The organism is Enterococcus sp. OL5 (assembly GCF_006491895.1).
Classification (GTDB): domain Bacteria; phylum Bacillota; class Bacilli; order Lactobacillales; family Enterococcaceae; genus Enterococcus_D; species Enterococcus_D innesii.
On the sequence record NZ_VHIL01000001.1, the window covers coordinates 33,021 to 58,558 of the forward strand.

Annotated in this window: 20 protein-coding genes; 5 read left to right on the forward strand and 15 right to left on the reverse strand. The window is 42.0% G+C overall.

Features of this window, described 5'->3' with window-relative positions; all coding sequences use genetic code 11:
- Positions 1-154: 154 nt before the first annotated feature.
- The 3 genes from ligA to FJU10_RS00180 form a co-directional block, all read right to left on the reverse strand.
- Positions 155-2,185: an NAD-dependent DNA ligase LigA gene (ligA, locus tag FJU10_RS00170; RefSeq protein WP_140964809.1), complete on the reverse strand. Its 2,031-nt coding sequence runs from the start codon at positions 2,183-2,185 to the stop codon at positions 155-157.
- Between the two features lie 13 nt (positions 2,186-2,198).
- Positions 2,199-4,442: a DNA helicase PcrA gene (pcrA, locus tag FJU10_RS00175; protein WP_140964811.1), complete on the reverse strand. Its 2,244-nt coding sequence runs from the start codon at positions 4,440-4,442 to the stop codon at positions 2,199-2,201.
- A 215-nt stretch (positions 4,443-4,657) separates the two neighbouring features.
- Positions 4,658-6,124, reverse strand: a complete 1,467-nt coding sequence (locus tag FJU10_RS00180) for an alpha-amylase (protein ID WP_081118593.1) — start codon at positions 6,122-6,124, stop codon at positions 4,658-4,660.
- 205 nt (positions 6,125-6,329) lie between these two features.
- Between FJU10_RS00180 and FJU10_RS00185 the strand changes: the two genes are divergently transcribed.
- Genes FJU10_RS00185 through FJU10_RS00195 form a run of 3 tightly spaced genes read left to right on the forward strand, consistent with a single transcriptional unit; the run spans position 6,330 to position 9,938 of the window.
- The gene (locus FJU10_RS00185; protein WP_140964813.1) at positions 6,330-7,085 is read left to right on the forward strand and encodes a DeoR/GlpR family DNA-binding transcription regulator; all 756 of its coding nucleotides are present in this window, start codon (positions 6,330-6,332) and stop codon (positions 7,083-7,085) included.
- Complete coding sequence (gene pfkB, locus FJU10_RS00190) at positions 7,082-7,999, forward strand: 1-phosphofructokinase (RefSeq protein ID WP_086292306.1); 918 nt, start codon at positions 7,082-7,084, stop codon at positions 7,997-7,999. The genes FJU10_RS00185 and pfkB overlap by 4 nt, the downstream gene beginning before the upstream one ends.
- 13 nt (positions 8,000-8,012) lie before the next feature.
- The gene (locus FJU10_RS00195; protein WP_086292305.1) at positions 8,013-9,938 is read left to right on the forward strand and encodes a fructose-specific PTS transporter subunit EIIC; all 1,926 of its coding nucleotides are present in this window, start codon (positions 8,013-8,015) and stop codon (positions 9,936-9,938) included.
- A 42-nt stretch (positions 9,939-9,980) separates the two neighbouring features.
- Here FJU10_RS00195 and FJU10_RS00200 read toward each other — a convergent pair whose 3' ends face one another.
- Positions 9,981-11,312, reverse strand: a complete 1,332-nt coding sequence (locus FJU10_RS00200) for a hypothetical protein (protein WP_140964815.1) — start codon at positions 11,310-11,312, stop codon at positions 9,981-9,983.
- A 129-nt stretch (positions 11,313-11,441) separates the two neighbouring features.
- Between FJU10_RS00200 and FJU10_RS18955 the strand changes: the two genes are divergently transcribed.
- Positions 11,442-11,618 carry an SPJ_0845 family protein gene (locus FJU10_RS18955; RefSeq protein ID WP_189372193.1) on the forward strand — a complete coding sequence of 59 codons (177 nt, stop codon included), beginning with the start codon at positions 11,442-11,444 and terminating at the stop codon, positions 11,616-11,618.
- A 111-nt stretch (positions 11,619-11,729) separates the two neighbouring features.
- Here FJU10_RS18955 and FJU10_RS00205 read toward each other — a convergent pair whose 3' ends face one another.
- The 8 genes from FJU10_RS00205 to FJU10_RS00240 form a co-directional block, all read right to left on the reverse strand.
- Entirely contained in the window at positions 11,730-12,611 is an 882-nt protein-coding gene (locus FJU10_RS00205) for a helix-turn-helix domain-containing protein (protein WP_140964817.1), read from the reverse strand.
- Positions 12,612-12,782: 171 nt separating this feature from the next.
- Positions 12,783-13,367, reverse strand: a complete 585-nt coding sequence (gene yihA / locus FJU10_RS00210) for a ribosome biogenesis GTP-binding protein YihA/YsxC (protein WP_077454549.1) — start codon at positions 13,365-13,367, stop codon at positions 12,783-12,785.
- A gap of 71 nt (positions 13,368-13,438) precedes the next feature.
- Positions 13,439-14,683: an ATP-dependent Clp protease ATP-binding subunit ClpX gene (gene clpX, locus FJU10_RS00215; protein ID WP_005235713.1), complete on the reverse strand. Its 1,245-nt coding sequence runs from the start codon at positions 14,681-14,683 to the stop codon at positions 13,439-13,441.
- Between the two features lie 226 nt (positions 14,684-14,909).
- Entirely contained in the window at positions 14,910-16,193 is a 1,284-nt protein-coding gene (gene tig / locus FJU10_RS00220) for a trigger factor (protein WP_005225965.1), read from the reverse strand.
- Positions 16,194-16,312: 119 nt separating this feature from the next.
- A complete protein-coding gene (locus FJU10_RS00225; RefSeq protein ID WP_140964819.1) occupies positions 16,313-17,260 on the reverse strand; it encodes a hypothetical protein in 948 nt (315 codons plus the stop codon).
- A 37-nt stretch (positions 17,261-17,297) separates the two neighbouring features.
- On the reverse strand, positions 17,298-18,128 hold the full coding sequence (locus tag FJU10_RS00230; RefSeq protein ID WP_140964821.1) for an RDD family protein: 831 nt from the start codon (positions 18,126-18,128) through the stop codon (positions 17,298-17,300).
- Between the two features lie 2 nt (positions 18,129-18,130).
- Complete coding sequence (gene sppA / locus FJU10_RS00235; RefSeq protein WP_086292300.1) at positions 18,131-19,162, reverse strand: signal peptide peptidase SppA; 1,032 nt, start codon at positions 19,160-19,162, stop codon at positions 18,131-18,133.
- Between the two features lie 31 nt (positions 19,163-19,193).
- Entirely contained in the window at positions 19,194-19,484 is a 291-nt protein-coding gene (locus FJU10_RS00240) for a hypothetical protein (protein WP_086292299.1), read from the reverse strand.
- A 444-nt stretch (positions 19,485-19,928) separates the two neighbouring features.
- Between FJU10_RS00240 and glmS the strand changes: the two genes are divergently transcribed.
- A complete protein-coding gene (gene glmS / locus FJU10_RS00245; RefSeq protein ID WP_140964823.1) occupies positions 19,929-21,740 on the forward strand; it encodes a glutamine--fructose-6-phosphate transaminase (isomerizing) in 1,812 nt (603 codons plus the stop codon).
- Between the two features lie 286 nt (positions 21,741-22,026).
- Here the strand turns inward: glmS and glmM are convergent, their stop codons facing one another.
- From glmM to cdaA, 3 genes are read right to left on the reverse strand one after another with little or no spacing between them, the layout of a single operon-like run.
- Positions 22,027-23,382 (reverse strand): phosphoglucosamine mutase, encoded by a 1,356-nt coding sequence (gene glmM, locus FJU10_RS00250; protein ID WP_140964825.1) that lies wholly within the window; start codon positions 23,380-23,382, stop codon positions 22,027-22,029.
- Between the two features lie 39 nt (positions 23,383-23,421).
- Positions 23,422-24,513, reverse strand: coding sequence for a YbbR-like domain-containing protein (locus FJU10_RS00255; protein WP_077454555.1), 1,092 nt, complete (start codon positions 24,511-24,513; stop codon positions 23,422-23,424).
- Positions 24,510-25,391: a diadenylate cyclase CdaA gene (gene cdaA / locus FJU10_RS00260; protein WP_005235688.1), complete on the reverse strand. Its 882-nt coding sequence runs from the start codon at positions 25,389-25,391 to the stop codon at positions 24,510-24,512. The genes FJU10_RS00255 and cdaA overlap by 4 nt, the downstream gene beginning before the upstream one ends.
- Between the last annotated feature and the right edge of the window lie 147 nt (positions 25,392-25,538).

Genomic DNA, 25,538 nt, shown 5'->3' on the forward strand with positions numbered 1-25,538 from the left:
CATTTTTTTAACAAATCATGAAATAGAATTTGAAAATTATCAAATATAATTGCAAATAAAAGCAGAAATCATTTCTTTCCTCGTATTGCAGGGAAGAAATGATTTCAGTCAAACAAGAAAAAACAGCTCTTCTTTCCTAAACATCGCTTAACAGTTATTGTTCTGCCGAATGACTGCCTTCGATCGCAGCCACCATTTGAGCTTCATCCCAAACGGTAACGCCTAGGGACTGTGCTTTGGTCAGTTTGCTGCCTGCTTCTTCCCCGGCAACAACGATATCGGTCTTTTTCGATACACTGCCTGTTACCTTCCCACCGAGATTTTCAATTCGTTCCTTGGCTTCTTCACGGGTGAAATGACTCAATTTCCCTGTCAAAACGACGGTTTTCTCTTTAAATGGTGATTCGACGTCTTCCAACTGTTCATTTCTAAGCCCCAAATAAGCAAAGTTGACACCCGCTCTTTCAAGTTCATCTAACAGGTCGTGAACTTCTTGATTGTCAAAATACGTAACGACACTTTCCGCAATTGTAGCACCAATGGTTTCCAACGAAATGATCTCTTCTTCTTTGGCTTTGCTAAGGGTTCGAAGGTCACCAAAATGTTCCGCTAAAATCCGAGCCGCTTTGGCACCAACATGACGGATGCCTAGTCCGAAAATCAAGCGCTCAACTGAATTTTCTTTGCTTTGATGGATGGCACGCAAAAGGTTATTAGCTGATTTCTCTTTGATTTTATCGAGGGTCAGCAATTGTTCTTCCGTTAAAAAGTACAAGTCGGCCACATCTTTGACTAAGGATTTATCGAACATTTGCTCTAAAACACGTGGCCCTAAACCATCAATATTCATAGCGTTTCGGGAAACAAAGTGGCTTAACCCCTCTTTGATCTGCGCTGGACACTTCGGATTGATACAACGCAAGGCAACTTCTTCATCTAAATGGATCAGCTCACTCCCGCATTCGGGACAATGTGTAGGCGATTCAAAGGGTTGACTTGCTTCCGTGCGTTTTTCTTCCAAGACTTTCGCAACCTCTGGAATAATGTCCCCCGCCTTATAGATGATGACCGAATCGCCAATGCGAATGTCCTTCATTTTAATGAAATCTACATTATGCAAACTGGCACGGCTGACCGTCGTTCCGGCAACCCGGACAGGGGTCATAACAGCGGTCGGTGTCACAACACCCGTTCGTCCCACGGTCCATTCGATCGTTTCGATCACTGTTTCCGCTTCTTCCGGTGGAAATTTATATGCCGCCGCCCATCGGGGTGCTTTTACGGTAAAGCCTAGCGCATCTTGATCTTTAAAATTATTGACTTTGATGACAACACCATCTATCTCGTAAGGAAGCTCACTGCGCTTGTCATGAAACTCTTCGATATATGCCCATACCTCATCGATGGTGTGGCAAACTCTGCGTTCGTGATTTGTACGAAAGCCTAATTGATCTAATTCATTCAATGCCGAAAATTGATCATTGGCTTCAATCGGACCAAAATCAGCCAGTGTGTACAAGAAGGTGCTTAAGTTTCTTTGGGCTGCGATCCGTGTGTCTAATTGTCGCAAGCTTCCAGCAGCTGCGTTTCTCGGATTGGCGAAAACTTCCACCCCTTCTTCTTCTCGCTGTTGATTCAACTTCAAAAACGAAGCCTTTGGCATATAGCATTCGCCACGAACTTCCAACGAGATTGGTTCTTTTAATTTTAGTGGGATCGATTTGACGGTCTTTAGGTTTTCTGTAATGTTTTCACCTACCGTACCATCCCCTCGAGTTGCTCCCCGAACAAAGCGCCCTTCTTCATATTTTAATGAGATAGACAATCCATCGATTTTTAACTCGCAGACATAATCTACCGCTTTCCCCAATGCTTTTTGAACACGGGCATCAAAAGCCACGATTCCTTCTTTATCAAACACATCGTTCAAACTATAAAGTGGGATATCATGGGTGACTTTTTCAAAGCCAGGTAAAATGATGCCACCTACTCGTTGGGTAGGCGAGTCTTCGGTTACTAGCTGCGGGTAGTTGGTTTCAATTTCAACCAGTTCTGCATACAGCTGATCATAGAGATAATCTTCAACAGAAGGTTGATCTTTTACATAGTATTCGTAAGCGTACTGATTTAATTGCGTACGCAGCTCTTCTGCTCGTGATTGGATTTCTTTTGAAGGGACATCCATCCTAATATCCTCCTTATTTTTCAACTTTTTCAATCGGCGCAAAGGCCGCCAACAGTCGTTTGACGCCTTGTTGTGGGAATGCCACATCTAATTCGATGTCTTGCGCGCTGCCAGTCGTCCGAACGACCGTACCGATTCCCCATTTTTTATGTTGAACTTTCTCGCCAACTTGCCATGTATTGCCCGCTGCAGAAGTCTGTTGCTTAGAAGCGACGGTTGTTTGACGCGGCTGTGTATAGCTCGGTTTAAAGACTTTTGGTTGAAACGGTGCAGCAGCTTTAGGCTGTGAACGCTCGCCTAATGATTGCAGCAGATCTTGTTCGATTTCTTCGATAAACCGTGACGGGCGATTGTATTGGGTACGGCCGTATAATGTTCTGGAAAAAGCGTTGGTCATAAAGAGCTCTTCCTCGGCACGAGTGATCCCCACATAAGCAAGGCGCCGCTCTTCTTCGAGTTCGCTTTCTTCCATTAAAGCTCGAGAAAGCGGGAAGATATTTTCTTCCAACCCAATTAAGAATACCACTGGAAACTCTAGTCCTTTTGCCGCATGCAAGGTCATCAAAGTCACTTGACTACTTTCTTCTTCATAACTATCGACGTCTGACAATAAAGCTAAGTCATTTAAGAAAACACTCAACTTCTCATCTGGTGCATCTGCATCGTCTTCGTTTTGCGCCTCAAACCGTTTGTCGAATTCTTGGGTAACCGATAAAAATTCTTCCAGGTTTTCAAGTCTAGCTTGTGCTTCTAAATTATTTTGGTTGACTAACTCTTGACGATAACCCGTTTTTTCTAATATTTCTTTCGTCAGTTCGGTTACTGAGAGGTAAGGAACCATTTGGGCGAAGCCATCCATCATCATCCCAAAGCTTCCTAATTCTTTGCCGGCCTTCCCCGAAATATTTGCTAACTCGACGTTCATGGCTGCTTCTAACAATGACCATTCATGAAGATTCGCAAACTCTCGTAGTTTCTCGACGGATGTCGCACCGATCCCACGTTTTGGTACATTGATGATTCGTTCCAAGCTGATGGAATCACGAGGATTGGCGATCGCCGATAAATAAGCCAAAATATCACGGATTTCTTTGCGGTCATAGAACTTTCTGCCGCCGACCATCGTATAAGGAACGTTGGCTTTTAAAAGCATTTCTTCAATGATCCGTGACTGCGCGTTGGTCCGATACAAAATCGCAAAATCACCGAATTTACGGTTCTTTTCTGCAATTTGTTTCTGCATTTCACTGACGATAAATCGCGCTTCATCTCGTTCACTATCCCCGCGATAATAAGTGATCTTTTCCCCATTACGATTTTCTGTCCACAGATTTTTATCTGGACGGTTGCGGTTATTTTTGATTACTTGGTTTGCCGCATTTAAAATCGTTTGCGTTGAACGATAGTTTTGCTCTAACAAAATCGTCGCGGCATCTGGATAGTCCTTTTCAAAGTCTAAAATATTTTGCATGTTGGCACCACGCCAACCGTAAATACTTTGGTCCGCATCCCCAACAACACAAAGATTTCGAAAACGAGCGGCCAATAAATTGACCAGCGTGTATTGGGCGTGGTTAGTATCTTGGTATTCATCGACATGGATATAGTGGAATTTCCGTTGGTAAAATTGCAGCGCATCTTCATTGTCTTGGAAGAGGCGGATCGTATTCATGATTAAATCATCGAAGTCCATGCATTGATTATTGCGCAGCTCTTTTTGATATTTTTCATAACAACGACCTACGATCTGCTCAAATAGACTACCTTCCATGGCTTGGTAAGCTTCAGGTGTCAATAGCTCGTTCTTTGCATGAGAGATCGTTCCCAAAATGGAACGAGGATCATATTTTTTGGGATCGATATTCAATTCTTTTAATACCCGTTTCATCAGGGTATTTTGCTCAGAAGAGTCAATGATGGTAAAATTCTTCGAATAGCCGATTCGATCAACATCTCTGCGCAAGATTCTGACACACATCGAGTGGAAGGTCGAGACCCAAACGTCTTCTCCACCGGAACCTAATAATTGGCTGACCCGTTCCTTCATTTCCCGCGCCGCTTTATTGGTAAAAGTGATGGCTAAAATGTTCCATGGATTTACATTTTTTTCTTCTATTAAATAGGCGATTCGGTGGGTTAGGACACGGGTCTTCCCGCTTCCTGCCCCTGCCATCAGCAGCAACGGTCCTTCCGTATGCATAACGGCTTCTTTTTGCCGTGGATTCATGCGTTCAAGTAATTCACTTTTGGATGACATGATTTTAAACATCCTTTCTTTCTCAATCTTCTCAATTATAGCATTATCCGGGAAAGGGGAAAACCGAACGCTTTGAAAACTTTTTAATTAAAAGCGCTTTGATTTTTTTCTTTACGATGCCTTCCGTTTTGAAAGAAAAAAGTCAGTCCATATTTGTTTACATAATAAAGAGGCTGTAAACTTACCAGCCTCTTTATTAGTTTTATTAATGAAAATCAGCTAAAATATTTCTCCACTAGCTTTTCATTCACATAGATCGATACTTGTCCATCATTGACCGGGAAAAGTCCTTTTCCGGTGTCATCTAAAACCACTTTCGCTTCATTATTCTTTAATATATCCACGAAGGTCTCTCCACCATGGATCGCGCTGATGGTCATTTCTTTTTCCGCTCCTTGGGCATTGGTCATCACGACCGCTAATCCAGAAAGCTCATGTTCATAATCGCCAGTTAATACCCAGCCGATACAGTTAGGATCATCAAAATAGTCCACTTGATTCCCAAATGCAAGCTTCTCTCGAAGTTTCAGCATATGGACCAAAGCATCACCAACAGGAGCGATTTCTTGCGCGGGAATCCCAAATAAATCCCCCCAGAAAACTACGGGTACGCCAGCTTTACGTAAAAGGATCAATGAATAGGCATGGACTTTAAACCATCCGTCTATCCAAGATTGTAAACTTTGTCCGACTTGCGTATCATGATTGTCTACAAAAGTCACCGCATAATCTTCGCGCGCGGCAGTCAGTGTACCGGCAAAAATTTGACTCATATCATATTCGCCATTCGAGTGAGATGCTTCATATAAATTATAGTGCAAAGGCACATCGAATAAATAAATCAGATTTCCTGAAGAATCTAAATACTCTTCTAATTTTGGCAGATCCCCTGACCAATATTCTCCGACAACAAATAGTGGTTTGCCTTTTTCTTCCCGACGATTCAAGATCCAATCTGCGTAATAGTTGAACTCAATGTGTTTCACCGCATCTAGTCGATACCCATCAACGCCGGTCAGTTCTTGGTACCATTGGCCCCATTTATTGAGTTGTTCCACTGTTTCGGGATTTTCCATGTCCAAGTCACAACCCATTAAATAGTCGTAATTGCCCATCTCATCATCCACTTGGTTTTCCCAGCCCTTATCAGCGAAGTTAAAAATCCCGTGGTCTTTGTTGCGGTCATCATAATCGACACCAGAAAAATTATGCCACGTCCAAACGTAATCATTGTACGTCCCCTGACGTCCTGGGAAGGTGAACTTGGTCCAGGCTTCGATTTCTTCCTCATCACTGATCGGTTCATTCCGGTTTTCGGTATTGTATTTGACCGCCGGAACGACTTCTTTTTCATCGGCACCAATCAAGTGATTGAAGACGATGTCGGCATAAACCTCTACTCCTTGTTCTTGCAGTGCTTTGATAGCTTCTAGATATTCATCCTTTGTCCCATATTTTGTTGGCACCGACCCCTTTTGATCGAACTCGCCTAGATCATAATAATCATAGACACCATACCCAACGTCTTCGGACCCAGCTGTCCCTTTATAGGCAGGTGGCAGCCAAATTGCGGTAAATCCATACTCTTTGATTTCTTTACTCATTTCTTTCAATTTGTTCCAATGCTGGCTATCTGCCGGCAGGTCCCATTCGAACCCTTGTAAAATGACTTTGTTATTCATTTATTTATCCCCCCTTACTTCAATTAAGCCAAATAATAGTAAAAATTGTCAAATATAAGGATAGCGTTCAAATCAAAATGACGGTTATCATGACCGTTTGTGACCGATTGTAATTATTCGCGCTTACATTTTGAATGTTTTTTACTGTTTATGATTGATTTTGGATGAATCATATGGTATTATGGCAAGTGAAGAGGTGATGAAAATGCTTACAGAGGAGCGTCATCAAGCAATTTTGGCACGATTGGAACAAGAAGAGATCGTCAAGGTCAGCGAACTGATTCAACTGTTGAATGCTTCAGAATCAACGATCCGTAGAGACCTGCAAGAATTGGAAGACAAAGGATTTTTAGTCAGAATTCACGGTGGAGCCAAGAAAAGCCAGCAATTAGGCTTCGAACCAAACATGTCAGAAAAAACAGCGAAGTTTCAAACGGAAAAGCAAAAAATAGCAACAGCAGCTGCCCAGACGATCAAAAATGGTGAAGTCATTTACTTAGATGCTGGAACAACGACCCTCGAAATGATTCCTTTCCTATCGGCTATCACAGGCCTTAAGGTGGTCACAAACTCCGTCAAGCACGCTTCCCTACTGATTGATCACGGGATCGACACCATGATTTTAGGTGGAACCATTAAGATAGCTACGAACGCTGTGTTAGGGATCAATGCTGGAGAACAACTGCGAAAACTACGCTTTAATCGTTGTTTTATGGGCATGAACGGGGCTCACTCTGAGGCTGGGTTCACCACACCCGATCCTGAAGAAGCCCTGATCAAGCAGATTGCACTAGAGCACAGTCAACAAGCCTATGTCTTGCTAGACCATTCCAAATTTCAGCAAACAACTTTTGCTCAAGTTGCTTTTATCGAAGGGGCTACGATCATCACCGATTATTGCCCAAAAAACTATTTAGCGAAATTCAGAGCAAAAACAACCATTATGGAGGTAATACAATGATTTACACAGTAACACTCAATCCATCGATCGATTTTATCGTCCACGTCGATCATTTGGAGATCGGTGCCCTTAATCGAATGAAACAAGACTTTAAACTACCTGGTGGCAAAGGAATCAATGTCTCACGGATTTTGAAGCGAATTGGCATCTCCTCGACTGCCCTTGGTTTTGTTGGCGGATTTACTGGTCGTTTTATTGAAGAGTGGCTGACCAAAGAGGAAATCAACAGCAACTTTACACAAGTCGCTGCCGATACCCGAATCAATATCAAATTAAAATCTGGCGAAGAAACTGAGATCAACGGGCTTGGTCCAGTGATCAGTGACAAGGAAATCGGAGAACTAAAACAACAACTAGCCGCTCTTTCTGCCGAAGACATCGTCATCCTATCAGGAAGTAAACCAGCTGGTCTTCCAGCAGACTTTTATAAAGAATTGATCAAAATCGTTAAAGAAGCCGGTGCGGAATTTGTCATTGATACGACCGGTGCGGAACTTTTTGATGCTTTAACGGATCAACCTTTGTTGATCAAACCAAATAATCATGAATTAGCCGAACTATATGAAACTTCTTTTTCAACAATCGAAGATATTTTGCCTTATGGTCAAAAAATGTTAAAGGATGGTGCTAAAAATGTCATCGTCTCTCTAGGTGGTGATGGTGCCCTGCTCTTTACTGGCAATGAGATCTATCGCTCCAATGTGTTGAAACGACCTTTGAAAAATTCAGTTGGTGCTGGAGATTCCATGATTGCTGGATTCATTGGACGTTACGCGAAGACCAAAGATGTGGTTGACGCATTCAAATGGGGTGTCGCTTGTGGCAGTGCTACTGCTTTTTCTGATGATTTAGCTGAGGCGTCATTTATCGAAGAACTACTACCGGAAGTCATTATTGAACAAGTAAATTTATAGGAGGATGGAAAAAATGAAAATCAACGAGTTGATGCTGAAAGATGCCATGATCATGGACTTGCAAGCAACAGACAAAAAAGGTGCCATTGATGAAATGGTCGCAAAATTATATGCTGTCGGACGAATTTCAGATATCGAAGTCTACAAAGAAGGAATTCTTGCCCGAGAAGCCCAAACATCAACAGGGCTAGGTGACGGCATCGCAATGCCCCATGCCAAAAATAGTGCTGTCAAAGAAGCGACGGTCTTATTTGCAAAAAGTAATGCGGGTGTCGACTATGAGGCGTTAGATGGACAACCAACGTACCTCTTCTTTATGATTGCAGCACCAGAAGGAGCAAATGATACTCATTTACAAGCATTAGCAGCTCTCTCTCGCTTATTGATCGATCCAGATTTCGTTGCTAAATTAAAAACAGCGACAACTGCTGATCAAGTACAGCAACTTTTCTCAGAAGCTGAGGCACAGCAAGAAGCCGATGCTTTAGCAGAAGAAGCGGCAAACCAAGAAGCAGCACCTACTAGCGAACGTCCCTATATCGTCGCAGTTACAGCTTGCCCAACAGGGATCGCTCATACCTACATGGCAGAAGATGCTTTGAAAAAGAAAGCCAAAGAACTTGGCGTTGACATCAAAGTTGAAACAAATGGTTCAGAAGGAATCAAAAATCGTTTAACAGAAGCTGATATCGCCCGAGCTACTGGTGTGATCGTAGCTGCCGATAAAAAAGTTGAAATGGATCGCTTTGACGGCAAACATTTAGTAAACCGTCCAGTCAGCGATGGTATCCGTAAAACCGAGCAATTAATCAATGAAGCAATGAGCGGAACTGCTCCTGTTTTTCATGGTAGCGGCCAAGCTTCTGATAAAGAGGACGCTTCTGCTGATGGTTCAGTCGGTCAACGAATCTATAAAGATTTGATGAATGGTGTTTCTCACATGCTACCATTTGTTATTGCCGGTGGAATCATGATCGCTATTTCCTTCATGGTTGACCAGTTCATGGGTGTCCCTCAAGATGCCTTGAGTCAATTAGGAAACTACAATCAAGCAGCTTCTTGGTTCAATCAAATCGGTAGCGCGGCATTTGGTTTTATGCTACCTGTCTTAGCTGGATTTATCGCTTCAAGTATCAGTGACCGACCTGGATTGATCGTCGGTTTCGCAGCAGGTGCTTTAGCAAATACAGGTGGTGCTGGTTTCTTAGGTGCCTTGATCGGCGGTTTCCTAGCTGGTTACGTCATCAAGTTCTTACGTTCATTATTTAAAGGCTTACCAAAATCATTAGAAGGAATCAAAACGATCCTCTTCTACCCTGTTTTCGGTCTTTTGATCACTGGTTTCTTGATGTTATTGATCAACGTACCAATGAAAGCCATCAACGATGGTTTAAACAGCTTCCTGACCGGCTTAAGTGGCACAAATGCTGCTTTGCTTGGTGCGTTGCTAGCAGCGATGATGGCAGCCGATCTAGGTGGCCCAATCAACAAAGCCGCTTATGTTTTCGGTACTGCAACATTGGCAACCACCGTTGCTGAAGGTGGTAGCGTCGTGATGGCATCAGTAATGGCCGGCGGAATGGTTCCTCCATTGGCAATTTTTGTCGCAACACTATTGTTCAAAAACAAATTCACGAAAGACCAAAAAGAAGCAGGTTTGACAAATATCGTCATGGGGCTATCCTTCGTCACTGAAGGTGCGATCCCATTTGCAGCAGCAGATCCACTACGGGCGATCCCAAGCTTTATCGTCGGTTCTGCACTGACTGGTGCGCTTGTCGGTGCCTTTGATATCCAATTAATGGCCCCACACGGTGGGATCTTCGTTGTCCTATTATTATCTAAACCAATTTTGTTCTTGCTATTCATCTTGATCGGTGCAATCGTTTCTGGCGTCGTATTCGGTTTGTTGAAAAAAGCGCCTGAGCAAACAGCCTAATTGAAAAGACCCGCAAGATCCTGGTGATCTTGCGGGTCTTTTTCATTCTTGATTGGTAAAGAGCTGCTGTTCGACTAGCTTTTGGGTATTCATAAAATATACTCGTAGTTTTTTCCCATCCTTCTTTAGGTTAACCCACGTATATTTGCGCGTGCGGTGCAAATACCCAAAATGAACATCCGGCATCGCTGCTTTCAATCCGTCTATCGGCAGCTCCTTCAAGGCTGTTTCTGGTAAATAAAATTGTAAGCAAGCCGTGTAGTCTTTAAAGCGATCCTCTGAGTAATCAATTTCGAGGTGATTCCGAATATAAAAGGCATATGCCTCGACCCCATCATCTACAGTCAATTCCGGTTTTAATACGATATAATCCATCATGCGCAACCGCTCTTGATCAATCCAAGGAAAATATGCTTGTGCATTCAAGTAACCTTTTACCCGACGCTCCTGGTACTCTTCATTCACCAGGTCGAAGCTTCGAGTGACGAAATGTGTCGCGTTACGCTTTGTTGTCGGCTGCATCCGATCATTTTGGTATTGGATGGTTTGGATCAAGTGATCGCCAAAGGCGTATTCAATATATGGTTCTCTTAAAATACCGACGCCGTTATCCCATGTTAATTGATCGATCCCAGTTTGATCACGAAACAAACGCTGGTAAGAAAGATTCAACTCGTGATCCCACTGAAATGGATCGCGATACAATTCCACCATCACGATTCCTTGCTCTCTCACTTGGACTTGCTCAACTTGTTGCGCATCCGTAATGATCACCTGAGGAATGATATGCGCGTAGAATGCCGAAAAGTACATTCGCCAGCAAGAGGTCAGTGTATAGCCATTGTAAAAGACGTCGTAACCAGAAAACTGATTGCAGTCGATGACGATTTCTTGTTCAAAATTTTTCCGCTTCGGTAACGCGTTGATTTCAGCAATCGATTGAAAATTTTGTCTTTTCTCGATTCGCTCGACGTTATGCATCAAGTACTCGTCATATGAACGCAAATAGCCGAACAAGCCATCTCTTTGCATCGTTTCATCGAAGTAACTTAAAACAACTGGTTTTTGCGTAGAAAATACGTCTTTTGTAAACAGATGTCGTTGCAACACTGCTTCTTGAATGACATGGATACTGGACTCATTTTGACCATCTGTCACAATAATTTCTGTATTGATTTCTTCAGGGGCATTATGCAACAACCGACTGATTTCATTAAAATCGTAGGGTTTCTTTTCTTGCTGATTGTAGTAATATTCCGTCGGCTGATAGCTAAGACGAACCAAAGTGAACCAATTCTCAATCAACAAACGCAACTGTGATGCTTCCATTTGTGTCGATTGTAGAAAGCCATAGATTTTTTCAGTTTTGATCATCGCTATCCCTCTTTTCTATCCCCTTTCTTTAATTATAGTTAAGGGAGAAACGATTGAACACTATTTCGCTTTTTTTTGATGAAATCTCACACCTTTCGTGGTAAACTAAAGGCGCTTGGAGGTGAACCTATGGGCTTAAAATTCCAACGAGAAGACTCGCTAGATAAAATGTTTGATGATTTTGCCTTTCTTCCCGATAACGATAAGGACAATAAAAAGGAACAAAACGATATTGAACGTTTCTTAAAAAACGAACCTGATGATGAGAATAAAAAACAACCAAAAGATAGTAAGAAAGCAGACTAATAAAAAAGGCAAAGGACGCTTCCGTCCCTTGCCTTTTTACTTATGCGAATAGAAAATGAGCCACTGAGTCTACTTAAATGCAGCAATCAGAATTGGCATCTAATAGTTTCCTTATAGCTCTTCATACATCATGCTTTGACGTAAGCGCACTAAGCCAATGGTCAACAAGCAGAGAATAAGGAAGACGGCTGCTAAGATCGTCATCACGAAGATCACCACAAAAATCGGTGAATTTGTAAAATGAATCATTGGTTCAAAGATAGTGGTCTTGATCAAGTCAGGGATCTCCGAGGCTAAGAGTTGTTGAATCGCTTGGTTAAAATCCTCTGTGGTTGAATTTGATGGCAAAACAGCCATAAAACTCCCCACACCGTAATTGGCAACCCCAATCCACGCAATTGCAACATTCGCTAGAGCGAGCCAGCCAATGCCAAGATTACCGACAACAATCGAGCCGACAGCAAGATTGCCAATCCCAACTAAAAAGCCAAAACAGAGGTTCCCTATTGCAATAACACCGGTGCTGACTGTCCCAATCCCTACCATTCCGAAGGACAATAAGCCAATCGATAAAAAACCTAAGCTGACAATTCCCAAAGCAATAACCCCTTTGGCTTTGACACCAAGGCTAAACCAGCCGCTGGCAGTTGGTAACTCTTTTATCAGAACAAAAAACTCTCGAACACTCGTCACTTGATTCAGCAATAAGAATAAATTGGGAATCAAAATATGCATTAACGGAAGCCGCAGAACCATCCGTTCACTTTTGTATTCATAATAATAGGTTTCTTTCTTTTCTTTTAGTAACTCTTCCACTGGTGTCCCTAGTAAATCGGCTAGATGAACCAATGTCTCGATATCTGGCAATCCATTCCCTCGTTCCCATTTTGAAATGGCCTTATCAGAAACAAATAACCTTGCAGCTAATTCTTTCTGAGTTAAGTTATGCCTTGATCGATACTCTTTTAGTTTTTTACTCAATGTTTCATGCATTCGACCACACCTCCTTGTTACAAGTTTAACAAATAACAAGGAGATTTTCGCTAAAATTGGGCAAATTTAGCACTCTACGCTGCGTAGAATAGCATAAAACAGCTAATTTCCACTATAAAATGCGAAAAACCGAAGCAAGGGACTTCTTTGCTTCGGTTTCCGAATTAATAATTATTTTATTGCTGCTTCAATCGCTTTCCAGGCTTCTTCTTTTCCTTGTTTGGTAATAGAAGAAAATAGGATAAACGTATCTGCTGGATCAAAGGACAACGCTTTTTTGATCATACTCTCGTGCTTGTTCCATTTTCCACGAGGAATTTTATCTGCTTTGGTAGCAACCACGATCACCGGGATCTCATAATACTTTAAAAATTCATACATTTGAATATCTTCTTGGGAAGGTGCGTGACGTAAATCAACCAAAGATACTACTGCTCGCAGCTGCTCTCTTTGTTCGAGGTACGTTTCAATCATTTTCCCCCATTTCGCTCGCTCGGTTTTCGATACTTTTGCATAGCCATAGCCAGGGACATCGACAAAATGCAGCGTATTTTCAATCAAATAAAAGTTCAACGTTTGGGTCTTCCCCGGTTTTGACGAGGTACGGGCTAAGTTTTTACGGTTAATCAATGTATTGATAAAGGATGATTTACCGACATTGGAACGCCCTGCTAAGGCAATCTCCGGTAAGGGTGTGTCTGGGTATTGTGCTGGTGATACAGCACTGATGACGATCTCAGCATCATGTACTTTCATTGGATCGCTCCTTTTCATTTTTTTTCAAAAAGAAAGCCGGATAGCAATGAAACTATCCGACTTGGTCTCGATTAGACTGCTTTTTTGGTCTCTTCATTGTAAATGATTTTTGGTTCGCCAAGTCCTTTCGCAGCTTCTTCCGTAATAGTGACTTTTTGAATCGACTCATCAGAAGGAACATTGAACATGACTTCCATCATAATATTTTCGATGATCGAACGTAATCCACGAGCTCCGGTGTTTCGCTCAATTGCTTGCGCAGCAATCGCACGTAAAGCCTCTGGCTCAAATTCGAGTTCTGTATCATCTAATGCCATCAATTTTTGATATTGTTTGACAAGGGCATTTTTAGGTTCAGTCAAAATATGCACTAAATCATCTACCGTCAATTTCTCTAAAGCAGCCATCACTGGCAAGCGACCGATAAATTCAGGGATCAAACCGAATTTAAGCAAGTCTTCAGGAATGATCTGTTGCATCACGCTCTCGCCTTCTTCAAGACGTTTGTTGTTTGTACCAAATCCAATAGTTTTTTCACCTAAGCGGTTTTTAACAATTGTTTCGATCCCGTCAAACGCCCCACCAACGATAAAGAGGATATTGGTCGTATCGATTTGGATCATCTCTTGATGCGGATGTTTCCGTCCACCTTGAGGCGGCACACTAGCAGTGGTTCCTTCTAGGATCTTCAATAAAGCTTGCTGAACACCTTCACCAGAGACATCACGAGTAATCGATACGTTTTCACTCTTACGGGCGATTTTATCGATCTCATCAATATAGATAATCCCTTTTTCGGCCATCTCTACATTATAATCAGCAGCTTGTAACAGTTTCAAAAGAATATTTTCCACATCTTCACCGACATAGCCGGCTTCTGTCAAACTAGTTGCATCAGCGATTGCAAATGGCACATTCAGAGAACGTGCTAACGTTTGTGCTAAGAATGTTTTCCCTGAACCCGTTGGTCCAATCAAGCAAATATTGCTTTTTTGTAATTCTACATCTTCAGCTGTCGTTTCTACATTGACCCGTTTGTAGTGATTGTAAACCGCTACAGCCAATGTTCGTTTGGCACGATCTTGTCCAATCACATATTCATTGAGAACATTCAATAGTTCTTGCGGTTTCGGCACTTCAGTAAATTCCCGAACTGCTTCTTCGTAAAACTCTTCATCAATGATTTCTTTGCACAAATCGATGCATTCATTACAGATATAGACCCCAGGACCTGCAACGATCTTTTTCACCTCTTCTTGTGTTTTTCCACAAAAAGAACAACGAACAGCTTCATTACCGTTTGTATTATCGTACATACTGTTCACCCCTTGAAAATTTTCCAACCTATTTAAAGGAGTGGAATTTGGTTTACTAACTTTGCAGTCTTAAACAATCATATCATAACTTTTTTGAAAGAAAAAGTTCTTTTTACTTTGCCTAATGTTTTCTTATCATTTGTTAGTAATTCCCAAAATCTCCATTTTTACTCCCATGAAAAAACGGCAAACACCGGTAGATGTTCGCCGCTTTTAAGAGTTTTGCTTACGCTTCTTTTGCAGTACCTGTTACAAGTTCAACTGCTTTTTTCATTGTGATATCATGTTTCAACATGTCTTCTGTTAAGACGCGTTTGATTTGATCCACTGGCATGTTGTAAGCTTCAGAAAGTTCTTTGATTTCGTTTTCGATATCTTCTTCTGTTGCTTCCAAACCTTCTGCTTTAGCGATTGCTTCGATGACAAGGTTTGTTTTCACGCGTGTTTCTGCTTCGCCTTCGAATTGTGTGTGCAGATCAGCTTCAGTTGATCCAGTTAATTGATAGTACATTTCTGGTGAGATTCCTTGACGTTGCATGTTGTTTAAGAATTCATCCATTGAACGGTGAACTTCGTCATGCACCATTGAATGTGGTAATTCAACGATTTCTGCGTTTTCAACTGCTTGACGAATTGCAGCTTCGTCTTTTGCATCTTCTGCTGCTTTTTCTTTTGTTTCTGTCAATTCAGCACGGTATTTTTCTTTTAATTCAGCTAATGATTCAACGCTGTCATCAACGTCTTTTGCGAATTCATCATCTAATTCAGGAAGTTCTTTTGCTTTGACTTCATGAACCGTTACTTTGAAGACTGCTTCTTTACCAGCTAGATCTTCTGCTTGGTAATCTTCTGGGAAAGTCACGGTAACGTCTTTGCTATCGCCAGCTTTTGTTCCCACTAATTGTTCTTCAAAGCCAGGGATGAATGAGTTTGAGCCAAGTTCAAGTGAGTAGTTTTCACCTTTGCCGCCTTCAAATGTTTCTTCCCCTAAGAAGCCTTCAAAGTCGATAACGACTGTGTCGCCATTTTCAGCTGCTTCGTCTTCTTTGATAACTAATTCAGCTTGTGCTTCTTGTTCACGTTTGATGCGTGCATCCACGTCTTCTTCTGTTACTTCACGGTCTTGTTTTTCAACTGTTAATTCTTTGTAATCACCAAGTTTAACTTCAGGTTTTACAGTAACTTCTGCTTTGATTACCCAATCTTGGCCTTTTTCCATGCTGTCAACGTCGATTTTTGGTTGCGCAACAGGATCGATCCCTGCTTCTTTTACAGCAGCTTCATAAGCTTCTGGAAGAACAGCGTTCAATGCATCTTCATACAACGCTTCTTCGCCATACATACGGTTAAATACTTGGCGTGACACTTTTCCTTTACGGAAGCCAGGTACGTTAAGATTGCCTTTCACTTTATTGAATGCAGTCGTCAAGCCTTTTTGGATTTCTGCTTGAGCGATCGTAAATGTCAAAACACCATCATTGGTGCCTGTTTTTTCCCATTTTGCAGTCATTTATTTCCCTCCGAATATTAATTGATTTACATATGAAATAGCTTCATGCATACCTTTAAATAGTACACTAACGTTGTTTAATTGTAAACATTTTACCATGAAAGTTGCGAATTTTTCTTTCAGCGAATGCTCAATCGTAGGATATTGCGCAAGTGTCGTTTGCGCTCTTCTATTTCATTCGCTGCTTTTGGCTGTTCTTTTTCTTCAAATAACCCGCGATAATCTGCAACGTAGCTTGCCACCCACGCTTTTGCCTCTTCTTTTGCTGGTAAAAATGGGTAGCTGATAGCTAAATGATCATTGATTTCTGCTGAGACACTTTCTGCTAAAATCGGATCCTCTTGGGCGATCGTTTCGTCAATCTCTTTCTTGATCGCCTTAACAGCGTCATCCTCTTGCAAAAGTTTCACCTTTTTCGGAACGATCTGCCGCATTTGACCAAGATAATCGATCAAATCAAATGGTTCGTCTACTTCTAAACGCACCAGCTCATCCACTAATTTAGGCAGTAAATACGGATTTTTGATGGAAGCCAGCGTTTCATGCATCAGCGTGACAAATTGTGGTTTAGTAATGGCTTGGGTAAAAACGTGCCATTCTGTTGCACTCACCGGTTGATTGGCTTCGTCCAGTGCACGTAGATGCTTGCGTTTCCCATGAAAATCTTCCAGCCCTAAAATTTGCTGCACTTCTTCTACTTTAGCTAATTCACTTGCTAACTGTTCCTGGTAGCGGCTCGCAATTTTTGTTTTTTTACCTAATGTAAGCCAGCGCCGAGCTTTTAAATACTGTCCATCCAAGATCAGCAGATGACCAATTTGTAAATACCCATCGGTTTCTTTTAGATAGTCATCCAAATAGTCTTCCGCCAGATCTAACGCTTTGGCAAAATCATTCAGCTGCTGCAGACATTCAACCAGCCATTGATTGATCTCAAAATTGGCGTTTTTTTGATACAGTTCATTGTACAGGCGAAAAGCTTGCAAAAACTCTTTTGACTGGTAGGCTTTTTCTGCCGCCAGACGAAGCCGTTCATTTGGTCCTGGGAAATCAATCGTCTCACCCATTCACGATCCCTCCTTTACTACTTGCTTGATCTGCTGGTTAGTTCTGTGCACCAACCATTACATGATTGGCATCTACCTGTTTATTAAAGGCTTTGATCAGATTGATGGTCACCACACTCGTCTCAGCAAAATAATCCGCAGCTTGTTGCTTATTTTTATTAAAAATGATTGGCAGGTAACCGAGATAAAAGAAAACATTGAATTGCAGCACATAGCGCCCGCAAAGTTCGCGGATCAAGACCGTTTGCCAGCTGAGTTCTTCTTCTACGAAAGAAATAACGCGGATGCCAAAGAGCATTTTCCCAATAGTTTGGCCATGATTAAGCTTTGTCATCAGAACAAAATAGCCGAGATAGATCGCTAAGGCACAGATGTTGTAAAGGCCAAACCGCTGGTTAGTTGCCGTTAGATTCGCTAGATTATAGATACTGCCGATCGTTATTTGCGTGATTGCCCGGATCACTAGAAGATCCACTAAAAAAGCAAACAGACGGATCCAAAAACCGGCAAAAAAGTAACTAGGAAAGTCATTAAAGAACCGTTTGTCTTCGGTCTGTTTTTCAGGTTCTTCAAAATGTTGCCACGCTTTTTGTCTTTCTTCGATCTCGCTTTGGGTATACTCTTCTTCTTGAAAAGACGTCAAGACTTGTTGATAAAAATTATCGGGATGGTTTACTTGTCCGTTTCTCATCGCTTTGCTGGCGTTTACTGGTTCGGTTGTTTCTGAAACCTGTGCTTCAGTTGGCACATCCGTTTGACCGGTTGCCGGTGTGGAGGGTTCCCGCTGTTCCCTTTGATCGAATGGCATACTTGTGTGATTGTCATCCGTTGACGATGCGCCAGCGGAATACTTGTTTTTCTCTGTCATAGTTATTCACCTCCATAGTAATAAAGAGGTTTAGGAGCATCGCTGGTTCCAAGGCTTTCCATCAATTGGATCACTCGCTCTGTGTTTGATTCTTTTAATCCTTGCAGTTCGGCTAAACTTGAACCTAACCAAGTAGAAGCAAATCCAGTAGATGAAACGTCATAGCTGAAAATCTCGGCATCTTCCAAGCCTAGATCTGCTTGCATTGCTGCTAATGTATCTTCAGGAAAGCCGATTTCATCTACTAAGCCAACAGACACTGCTTGCTGACCATCATAGATGCGGCCATCAGCGATTTTTCTGACAGCTTCTTCTGTCATGCCACGTCCTTCTGCTACGATTTTAACGAACCGACCATAGGCATTGTCGACATAAGTTTGCAAGACTTCTTTGTCGGCTTCTGTTGGTTCTCTCGTTGCTGAACCTACATCTTTTAGTGCACCACTTTTATACGTATTGTCTTCGATCCCTAGCTTTTCGAATAAGCCGGCATAGTTGAGCCCTGACATGATCACCCCGATTGAACCGGTAATCGTTTCATCCGTTGCAAAAATTTTATCAGCACCTGCCGAGATATAATAACCGCCACTAGCTGCCATATTTTTCATGCTGACATACATCGGAATCCCTAACTCTTTGATTTTTGCTAACTCACGAGCAATCTCGGCACTTTCATAGACGCCGCCTCCAGGGGTATTGACTTCCATCAAAATGCCCCCAATAGTTGGATCTTCTTGGATCATCCGTAGTTCTTCTAAAAACCGCTGATGATCATAAGATTCTGTCGTGAATAAGCCGCCACTGGAGCTGCTGGCGATCGTTCCTTCTAAAGATAAGCGAACGATGCGATTGTCTTGATCTCCGGCAACTAACGTTGTCTCTTCGATCGCATTACTTCCATAGAACAAAGCATTTAACCCTTGCAGCGTCTGAGTTTCCTCTTGCTCTGGACGATTTGTGATTGCTGAAAAAATCCCCGAGCAGATAAATAACCCTGCTGCGATCGCCACTGCGATCCATCTTCTTTTATTCATTTTCCCACCTAACTTTTCACCTTTCCCATAATTAGTATAGATTTTTAATGACGATCACTGCTTCTTCGTCTCCAACCGCATCAAATTTTCCACTTTTTTCAGCTAACACATAGCCACCAAAAAATTCCTTTGTTAGTTCATCCTGGACTTCGAATGTTTGCGCGGTTTCAACGGTGACTGACCCGGGCAAAATTTCTTGCAAGCTGTCCCAGCCCGTATCCAACATGACCTTTGTTTCATCTGTGACATTAGGATCTGTTTCTATCGAAGCTACCATTTTCTTTAGCTCTGAAAAAGTCATACAATTTACAAATTCTGGCATTTCATTCCCTCACTTTCTTACTTTTTTATTGTATCGAACTTAAAAAAAAAACATAGCTTTATGAGGAAATTTCTTGGGAATCTTATTCGACAAAGCTATGTCAGCTGTTTTGATTCCCTTTAGACAGGTTCAGATCAGCCTTACCAATAACTATACCAATTATTTTTATATAACTTTCAGTTGACAGAAACAGGAATAGATATTATGATATTGCTTGTATTTCTATAAAATATCTCACAAGGAGGATAGATAGACCAATAAGGATAGCGCCTGATCTGGAAACAGATGACGAGGAAAGAGTTTATCGAAACATTCGGCGGATGACTCTAGGGACTGCACTCTACAGGCAAGAACAAATCTCATCGCAAGATGATGACAAAGACTTGCTACGCAGATAGAAATACATAATGTCAAACTAAATTTTTTGAAAGTAGGATTATCATTATGTGTGGAATTGTAGGAATCGTAGGAAAATCAAATGCAGAACGGATTATTTTGAACGGATTGGAACGCTTGGAATATCGTGGCTATGACTCAGCAGGTCTTTATGTCGCTGATCGCACTTCAGATCATTTAGTGAAAGCCCAAGGAAGAATCAAAAACTTGGAAGAAAAAGTGACTTCTGAAGTAACAGGAACGATCGGTATCGGACATACCCGTTGGGCGACCCATGGCAAACCATCAGAAATGAATGCTCATCCTCACACTTCAGCAAACCAAGCACTCGTTTTGGTTCATAACGGTGTGATCGAAAACTTTGAAGAGCTTCATCAAGAATATTTAAGCAACCACCAGTTTGAAGGTCAAACAGATACCGAAATCGTTGTTCATTTGATTGAAGTGTTGAAAGAGCAAGACAACAGCACGACCAAAGCAGCCTTCAAAAAAGCTTTGTCCTTGATTCGCGGCTCTTATGCCTTTGCTTTAGTCGAAAAAAATGATCCAGAAACCATTTATGTTGCCAAAAACAAAAGTCCTTTATTGATCGGTTTGGGAGATGGATTTAATGTCATCTGTAGTGATGCCTTAGCAATGCTTGATCAAACGACTCATTTTGTTGAGATCGAAGATGGCGAAATGGTGACCGTAACCGCCGATGCGATCGAAATCGAAGATCCAAAAGGAAACCTTGTGTACCGTGAATCTTATGAAGCACAACTAGATCTGACTGACATCGAAAAAGGAACGTACCCTTACTACATGTTAAAAGAAATTGATGATCAACCAACCGTCATGCGCCGCTTGATCCAAGAATATCAAGGTGAATCCGGCGAAGTGGTGATCGATGCAGCGTTAAAAAATGAACTTTTAGCGAGCGATCGGATCTACATCATTGCTTGTGGTACCAGTAATCATGCTGGTTGGGCAGCAAAATCCATTTTAGAAAAACTAACACAGATCCCTGTTGAGGTTCACTTATCTAGTGAGTTTGGTTACAACATGCCATTGTTGTCAGCAAAACCCTTCTTCTTGTTCTTATCACAAAGTGGTGAAACGGCAGATAGCCGTCAAGTATTAGTGACGATCAACCAGTTAGGTCTTCCTAGTCTGACGATTACCAACGTTGCTGGTTCTACTCTTTCTCGAGAAGCGAACCATACCTTGTTGCTTCATGCTGGTCCAGAAATCGCTGTTGCCTCTACAAAGGCGTATACTGCGCAGATCGCAGTGATGACGTTATTAGCAAAAGCCATTGGTGATGAAAAAGCCGTCCCTGAAGCATTGGACTTTGATGTCTTCCATGAACTAAGCATCGTTGCTTCTGCAATGGAAGCTCTAGTAGATGAAAAAGCTGTTATTAGTCAATTTGCTGAAGATTTCTTATCTGATACCCGCAACGCCTTTTATATTGGTCGTGGGAATGATTACTATGTATCGATGGAAGCGGCATTGAAATTAAAAGAAATTTCTTATATCCAAGCGGAAGGTTTTGCGGCTGGTGAATTAAAACACGGCACCATCGCGTTGATCGAAGAAGGTACACCAGTGATCGGTGTGATCACGGAAGAAGTGACCGGCTCTCATACGCGAGGCAATTTAAAAGAAGTCGAATCTCGTGGGGCTCATACCCTTGTGATCGTTAGCCAAGAATTAGCAAAAGCGACCGATCAAATCATCTTGCCAAACGTCCACCCATTGGTAACCAGCTTAGTGGCAGTCGTTCCAACGCAACTGCTAGCATACTTTGCTACTTTACAACGTGGATTCGATGTTGATAAACCAAGAAACTTAGCAAAATCCGTTACGGTCGAATAAGTTTTTTAAAAGATTAAAAGCAAATTGATTAGACTCTACAAAATAAAAAGACCGGCTAAGTGGATCTCTCGATCTTACTTAGCTGGTCTTTTTCCCTTGATGCTTGCCCAATAAATACAAAAAGACTTTTAAAAAAACGAACTCCACTTGTTGAAACCGCGACTTACCTTAAATGAGCACCCTTCATTCCGGTGATAATTAGGACGATCCTTTTTCACTTTTTTCTGACTAGCAACTGAAAAAAAGACGATCAAAGCCTTCCTCTGATCGTCTTTTTTTCGTTTAATTATTCCGCACCGATTTCTTCTCGAACGACCGCTGCGATTTTTTCTACATAATAGTCAACTTTTTCAATCGTTGGCGCTTCCGCCATCACCCGAAGCAATGGTTCTGTTCCGGAAGGACGAACTAAGATGCGGCCTTCACCGTTCATTTCTGCTTCTGTCTCTTCTACGATTTTACGGATTGCAGGAACATCCATCGCACCATTCTTATCGGTCACTCGAATGTTGACCAGCTTTTGTGGATAGATCGTTACTTCTCCTGCTAATTCAGACAATTTTTTCCCTGTCTGTTTCATGATATTCAATAGTTGGATCCCTGAAAGTAAGCCGTCTCCGGTCGTATTAAAATCTAAGAAGATCATATGCCCAGATTGCTCGCCACCCAAATTATAATCATTTTTACGCATTTCTTCTACGACATAGCGATCACCAACTTGTGTGATCACATCTTTCAAACCAATGGCTTCGACTGCTTTATGGAAGCCTAAGTTACTCATGACCGTCGTAACGATCGTTCCTTGGTTCAAGCGTTTTTGTTCTGCTAAATATTTTGCACAGATATACATAATTTTATCGCCATCAACAATGTTCCCTAATTCATCAACTGCAATGACCCGATCACCATCTCCATCAAACGCAAGACCAGCATCTGCACCTTTTTCAACGACGAACTCAGCTAATGCTTCGGGGTGCGTTGAACCAACACCATCATTGATGTTCAATCCGTCTGGGGAAGTACCCATCGTGAAGAATTCTGTTTCTAGATCGGCAAACAGTCGATTGACACTGGTAGCTGTTGCGCCATTTGCTGCATCAACGCAAACCGTGATCCCTTCCAAATCGTCAGGAATCGTTTGACGTAGAAATTGAGAGTATTTCAATAACCCTTCTGGGAACTCATCCACCGTTCCTAAGCCATCAGCAGAAGGTCGCGGAAGTGTGTCTTCAGGCGCATCAAGCAATGCTTCAATTTCAGCTTCTTGTTCATCAACTAATTTAAAGCCATCATTTCCGAAGAACTTGATCCCATTGTCTTGTGCGGGATTGTGAGAAGCAGAAATCATTACACCTGCGCTTGCTTTTTGTACTTTCGTCAAGTAAGCCACTCCCGGTGTGGAAATAACACCTAGCTGGAATACTTCGATCCCAACGGATAATAGACCAGCAATCAACGCGCTTTCTAACATCTGTCCAGAAATCCGTGTGTCCCGCCCAACCAATACGCGAGGACGACGGTCGCCGGTTTCGTGCTGACTTAGTACATAGCCGCCATAACGACCCAATTTAAATGCTAATTCAGGTGTCAACTCCTTATTCGCTTCTCCTCTAACACCATCTGTACCAAAATATTTTCCCATTTTAATAACCTCTCTTATTCATTCTCTACAGTCAAACGACTAAGGACTACTTGTCGTTGTGCTGCTTGCGGAATTCTCTGTTTGCTCGTTTGTCGTGTCGACTGCCGAAGAATTATCTTGAGAATTCTCACTATTCTCTGCTTCATTGCTATCATTGTTTGATTGATTCTCCGTAGTAGTTTGTGCTACTGGTGTGATTTGGATCGTCACGACCGTCGGATTAATCGTCGTCCCATCAGGCACTGGAATGGTTACTGTTCGTTCCGTCGTTGTCGTGATCTCACTAACGTCCACCGGCACACCAATCTGCTGTGTTTCATCCAAGATACTTTGTGGTCCTGTCAAAACGGCACTAATACTGCTCATGCGGTAGATATAATGGGAGACCCCTTCTGGTGTCGTCCCTTGTTGCGTAACAAACAACTCAATTTCTTTACTTGGTGCTTCCATCATCAAGGCAACATCTACCGAATCAGGGTCAGCGATGATCGCTAGTGGATTGTTGTCACTATCCCATGCTTCGATCGTTCCACTGACAGTGATTGAATCACCTGTGATATCATCGGGATTGACGATTGCTACCACTCGGTCGATTTCCGCTAACGTTTGATCGCCGGTCGTGATTTCTACTTTCTGCGGATCGACACTCATTGAATCGACGCCGTAGCCGCTGGTTGCTCCGTCGGTGGAGATGACGGGTTCAACGGTAAAGGTTTGGGTGACTTTTTTCTCGATCGTCACAGTGACTGTTTTTGGTTCGATTTCAGCTGTGACACTTGAACTAAGATTTTTTACTTCTAAAGGGACCTCGTGCGTTCCTTCATCGAGCCCAGTCAAATCAGCTACGACTCGAAAGCTCCGTGTTTCCTCACTACGTTCCGCATTCAATTGTACACGATTTCGACTAGATAAGGTCACATCCACTGTTGTTTCAAATCCTTGGATGAAGTATTCATCCGTATCGTAGGTGGTCTGAATCGGTACATTATCGATCTCTTCCTCATAAGGATTTGATGTTCCCGCAAGATTGACTTGCAGACTTGATCCGCTGGCGATGAAAAACAGAACCAGACTAAAGAACAGCGCTAGTATACCATAAAATACGTTTTGACGACGCTCTTTCTTGATCATTTTCTTCCTCCTTTGTTGACCCCTTCAAAGAAAGATTGCAGCAAGTTGCGTTTACCAGGTTTTTCTTCCGGCACTAATTCGCGATTCAACACGTCAAGATACTCTTGGCGAGAAAGTTCGGTCAACATGCGATTATTTAGCGTAATACTAACATCACCGGTTTCTTCTGAGACGATAATAGTCAATGCGTCACTGACTTCTGAAATCCCGACAGCCGCTCTATGGCGTGTCCCGAATTCTTTCGGAATCAGCGGACTTTCCGACAATGGCAAGTAGGCACTAGCAACAGCGATCTTATCATCTCTTAAAATGACTGCGCCATCATGAAGCGGTGTATTGGGAATAAAAATATTGATCAGCAATTCACCCGTCACATCCGCATCTAAAGGAATCCCGGTTTCGATATATTCTTCTAATCCCGTCGTCCGCTCGATCGTGATCAACGCACCGATCTTTCGTTTTGCCATATATTGAACAGCTTTGTCTAACGCTTGGACCAAAACTTCATCCCGTCGTTTTTCATTCTTAGAAGTCTTGAAGAAAGAGCTGCGTCCTAGATGCTCTAACCCTCGTCGAATTTCTGGTTGGAAAATAACAATTGCAGCAATCACACCATAAGTGATGACTTGATCCATCAACCAAGATAGCGTCTTTAATCCTACAATACCTGCCAAAAACCTTAGAACAATGAACAGGCCGACTCCTTTGAACAACTGGATCGCTTTTGTGCCTCGCACAAGCTGGATCAGCTTATAAACCAAGTACCAAACAACGATCACGTCTAAAACATTTACTAAAAATGACCAAGAAAATATATCAAATGAGAGCAATTCTCTCCAATAATCTAAATTAAAAAAATCCCTGAAATTTATCAACATAAACAGCCTTCCTTTATTCTTAAGACTTCAGATAATAGTATAACATAGGACTTCTTCAAAGATTTGAAAAAAAACAAATTTATGAAAAAGTTTTGAAAAAATAAAACAGCTCTTTTACTTAGTTTACCATTATCCTGAAATCATTGT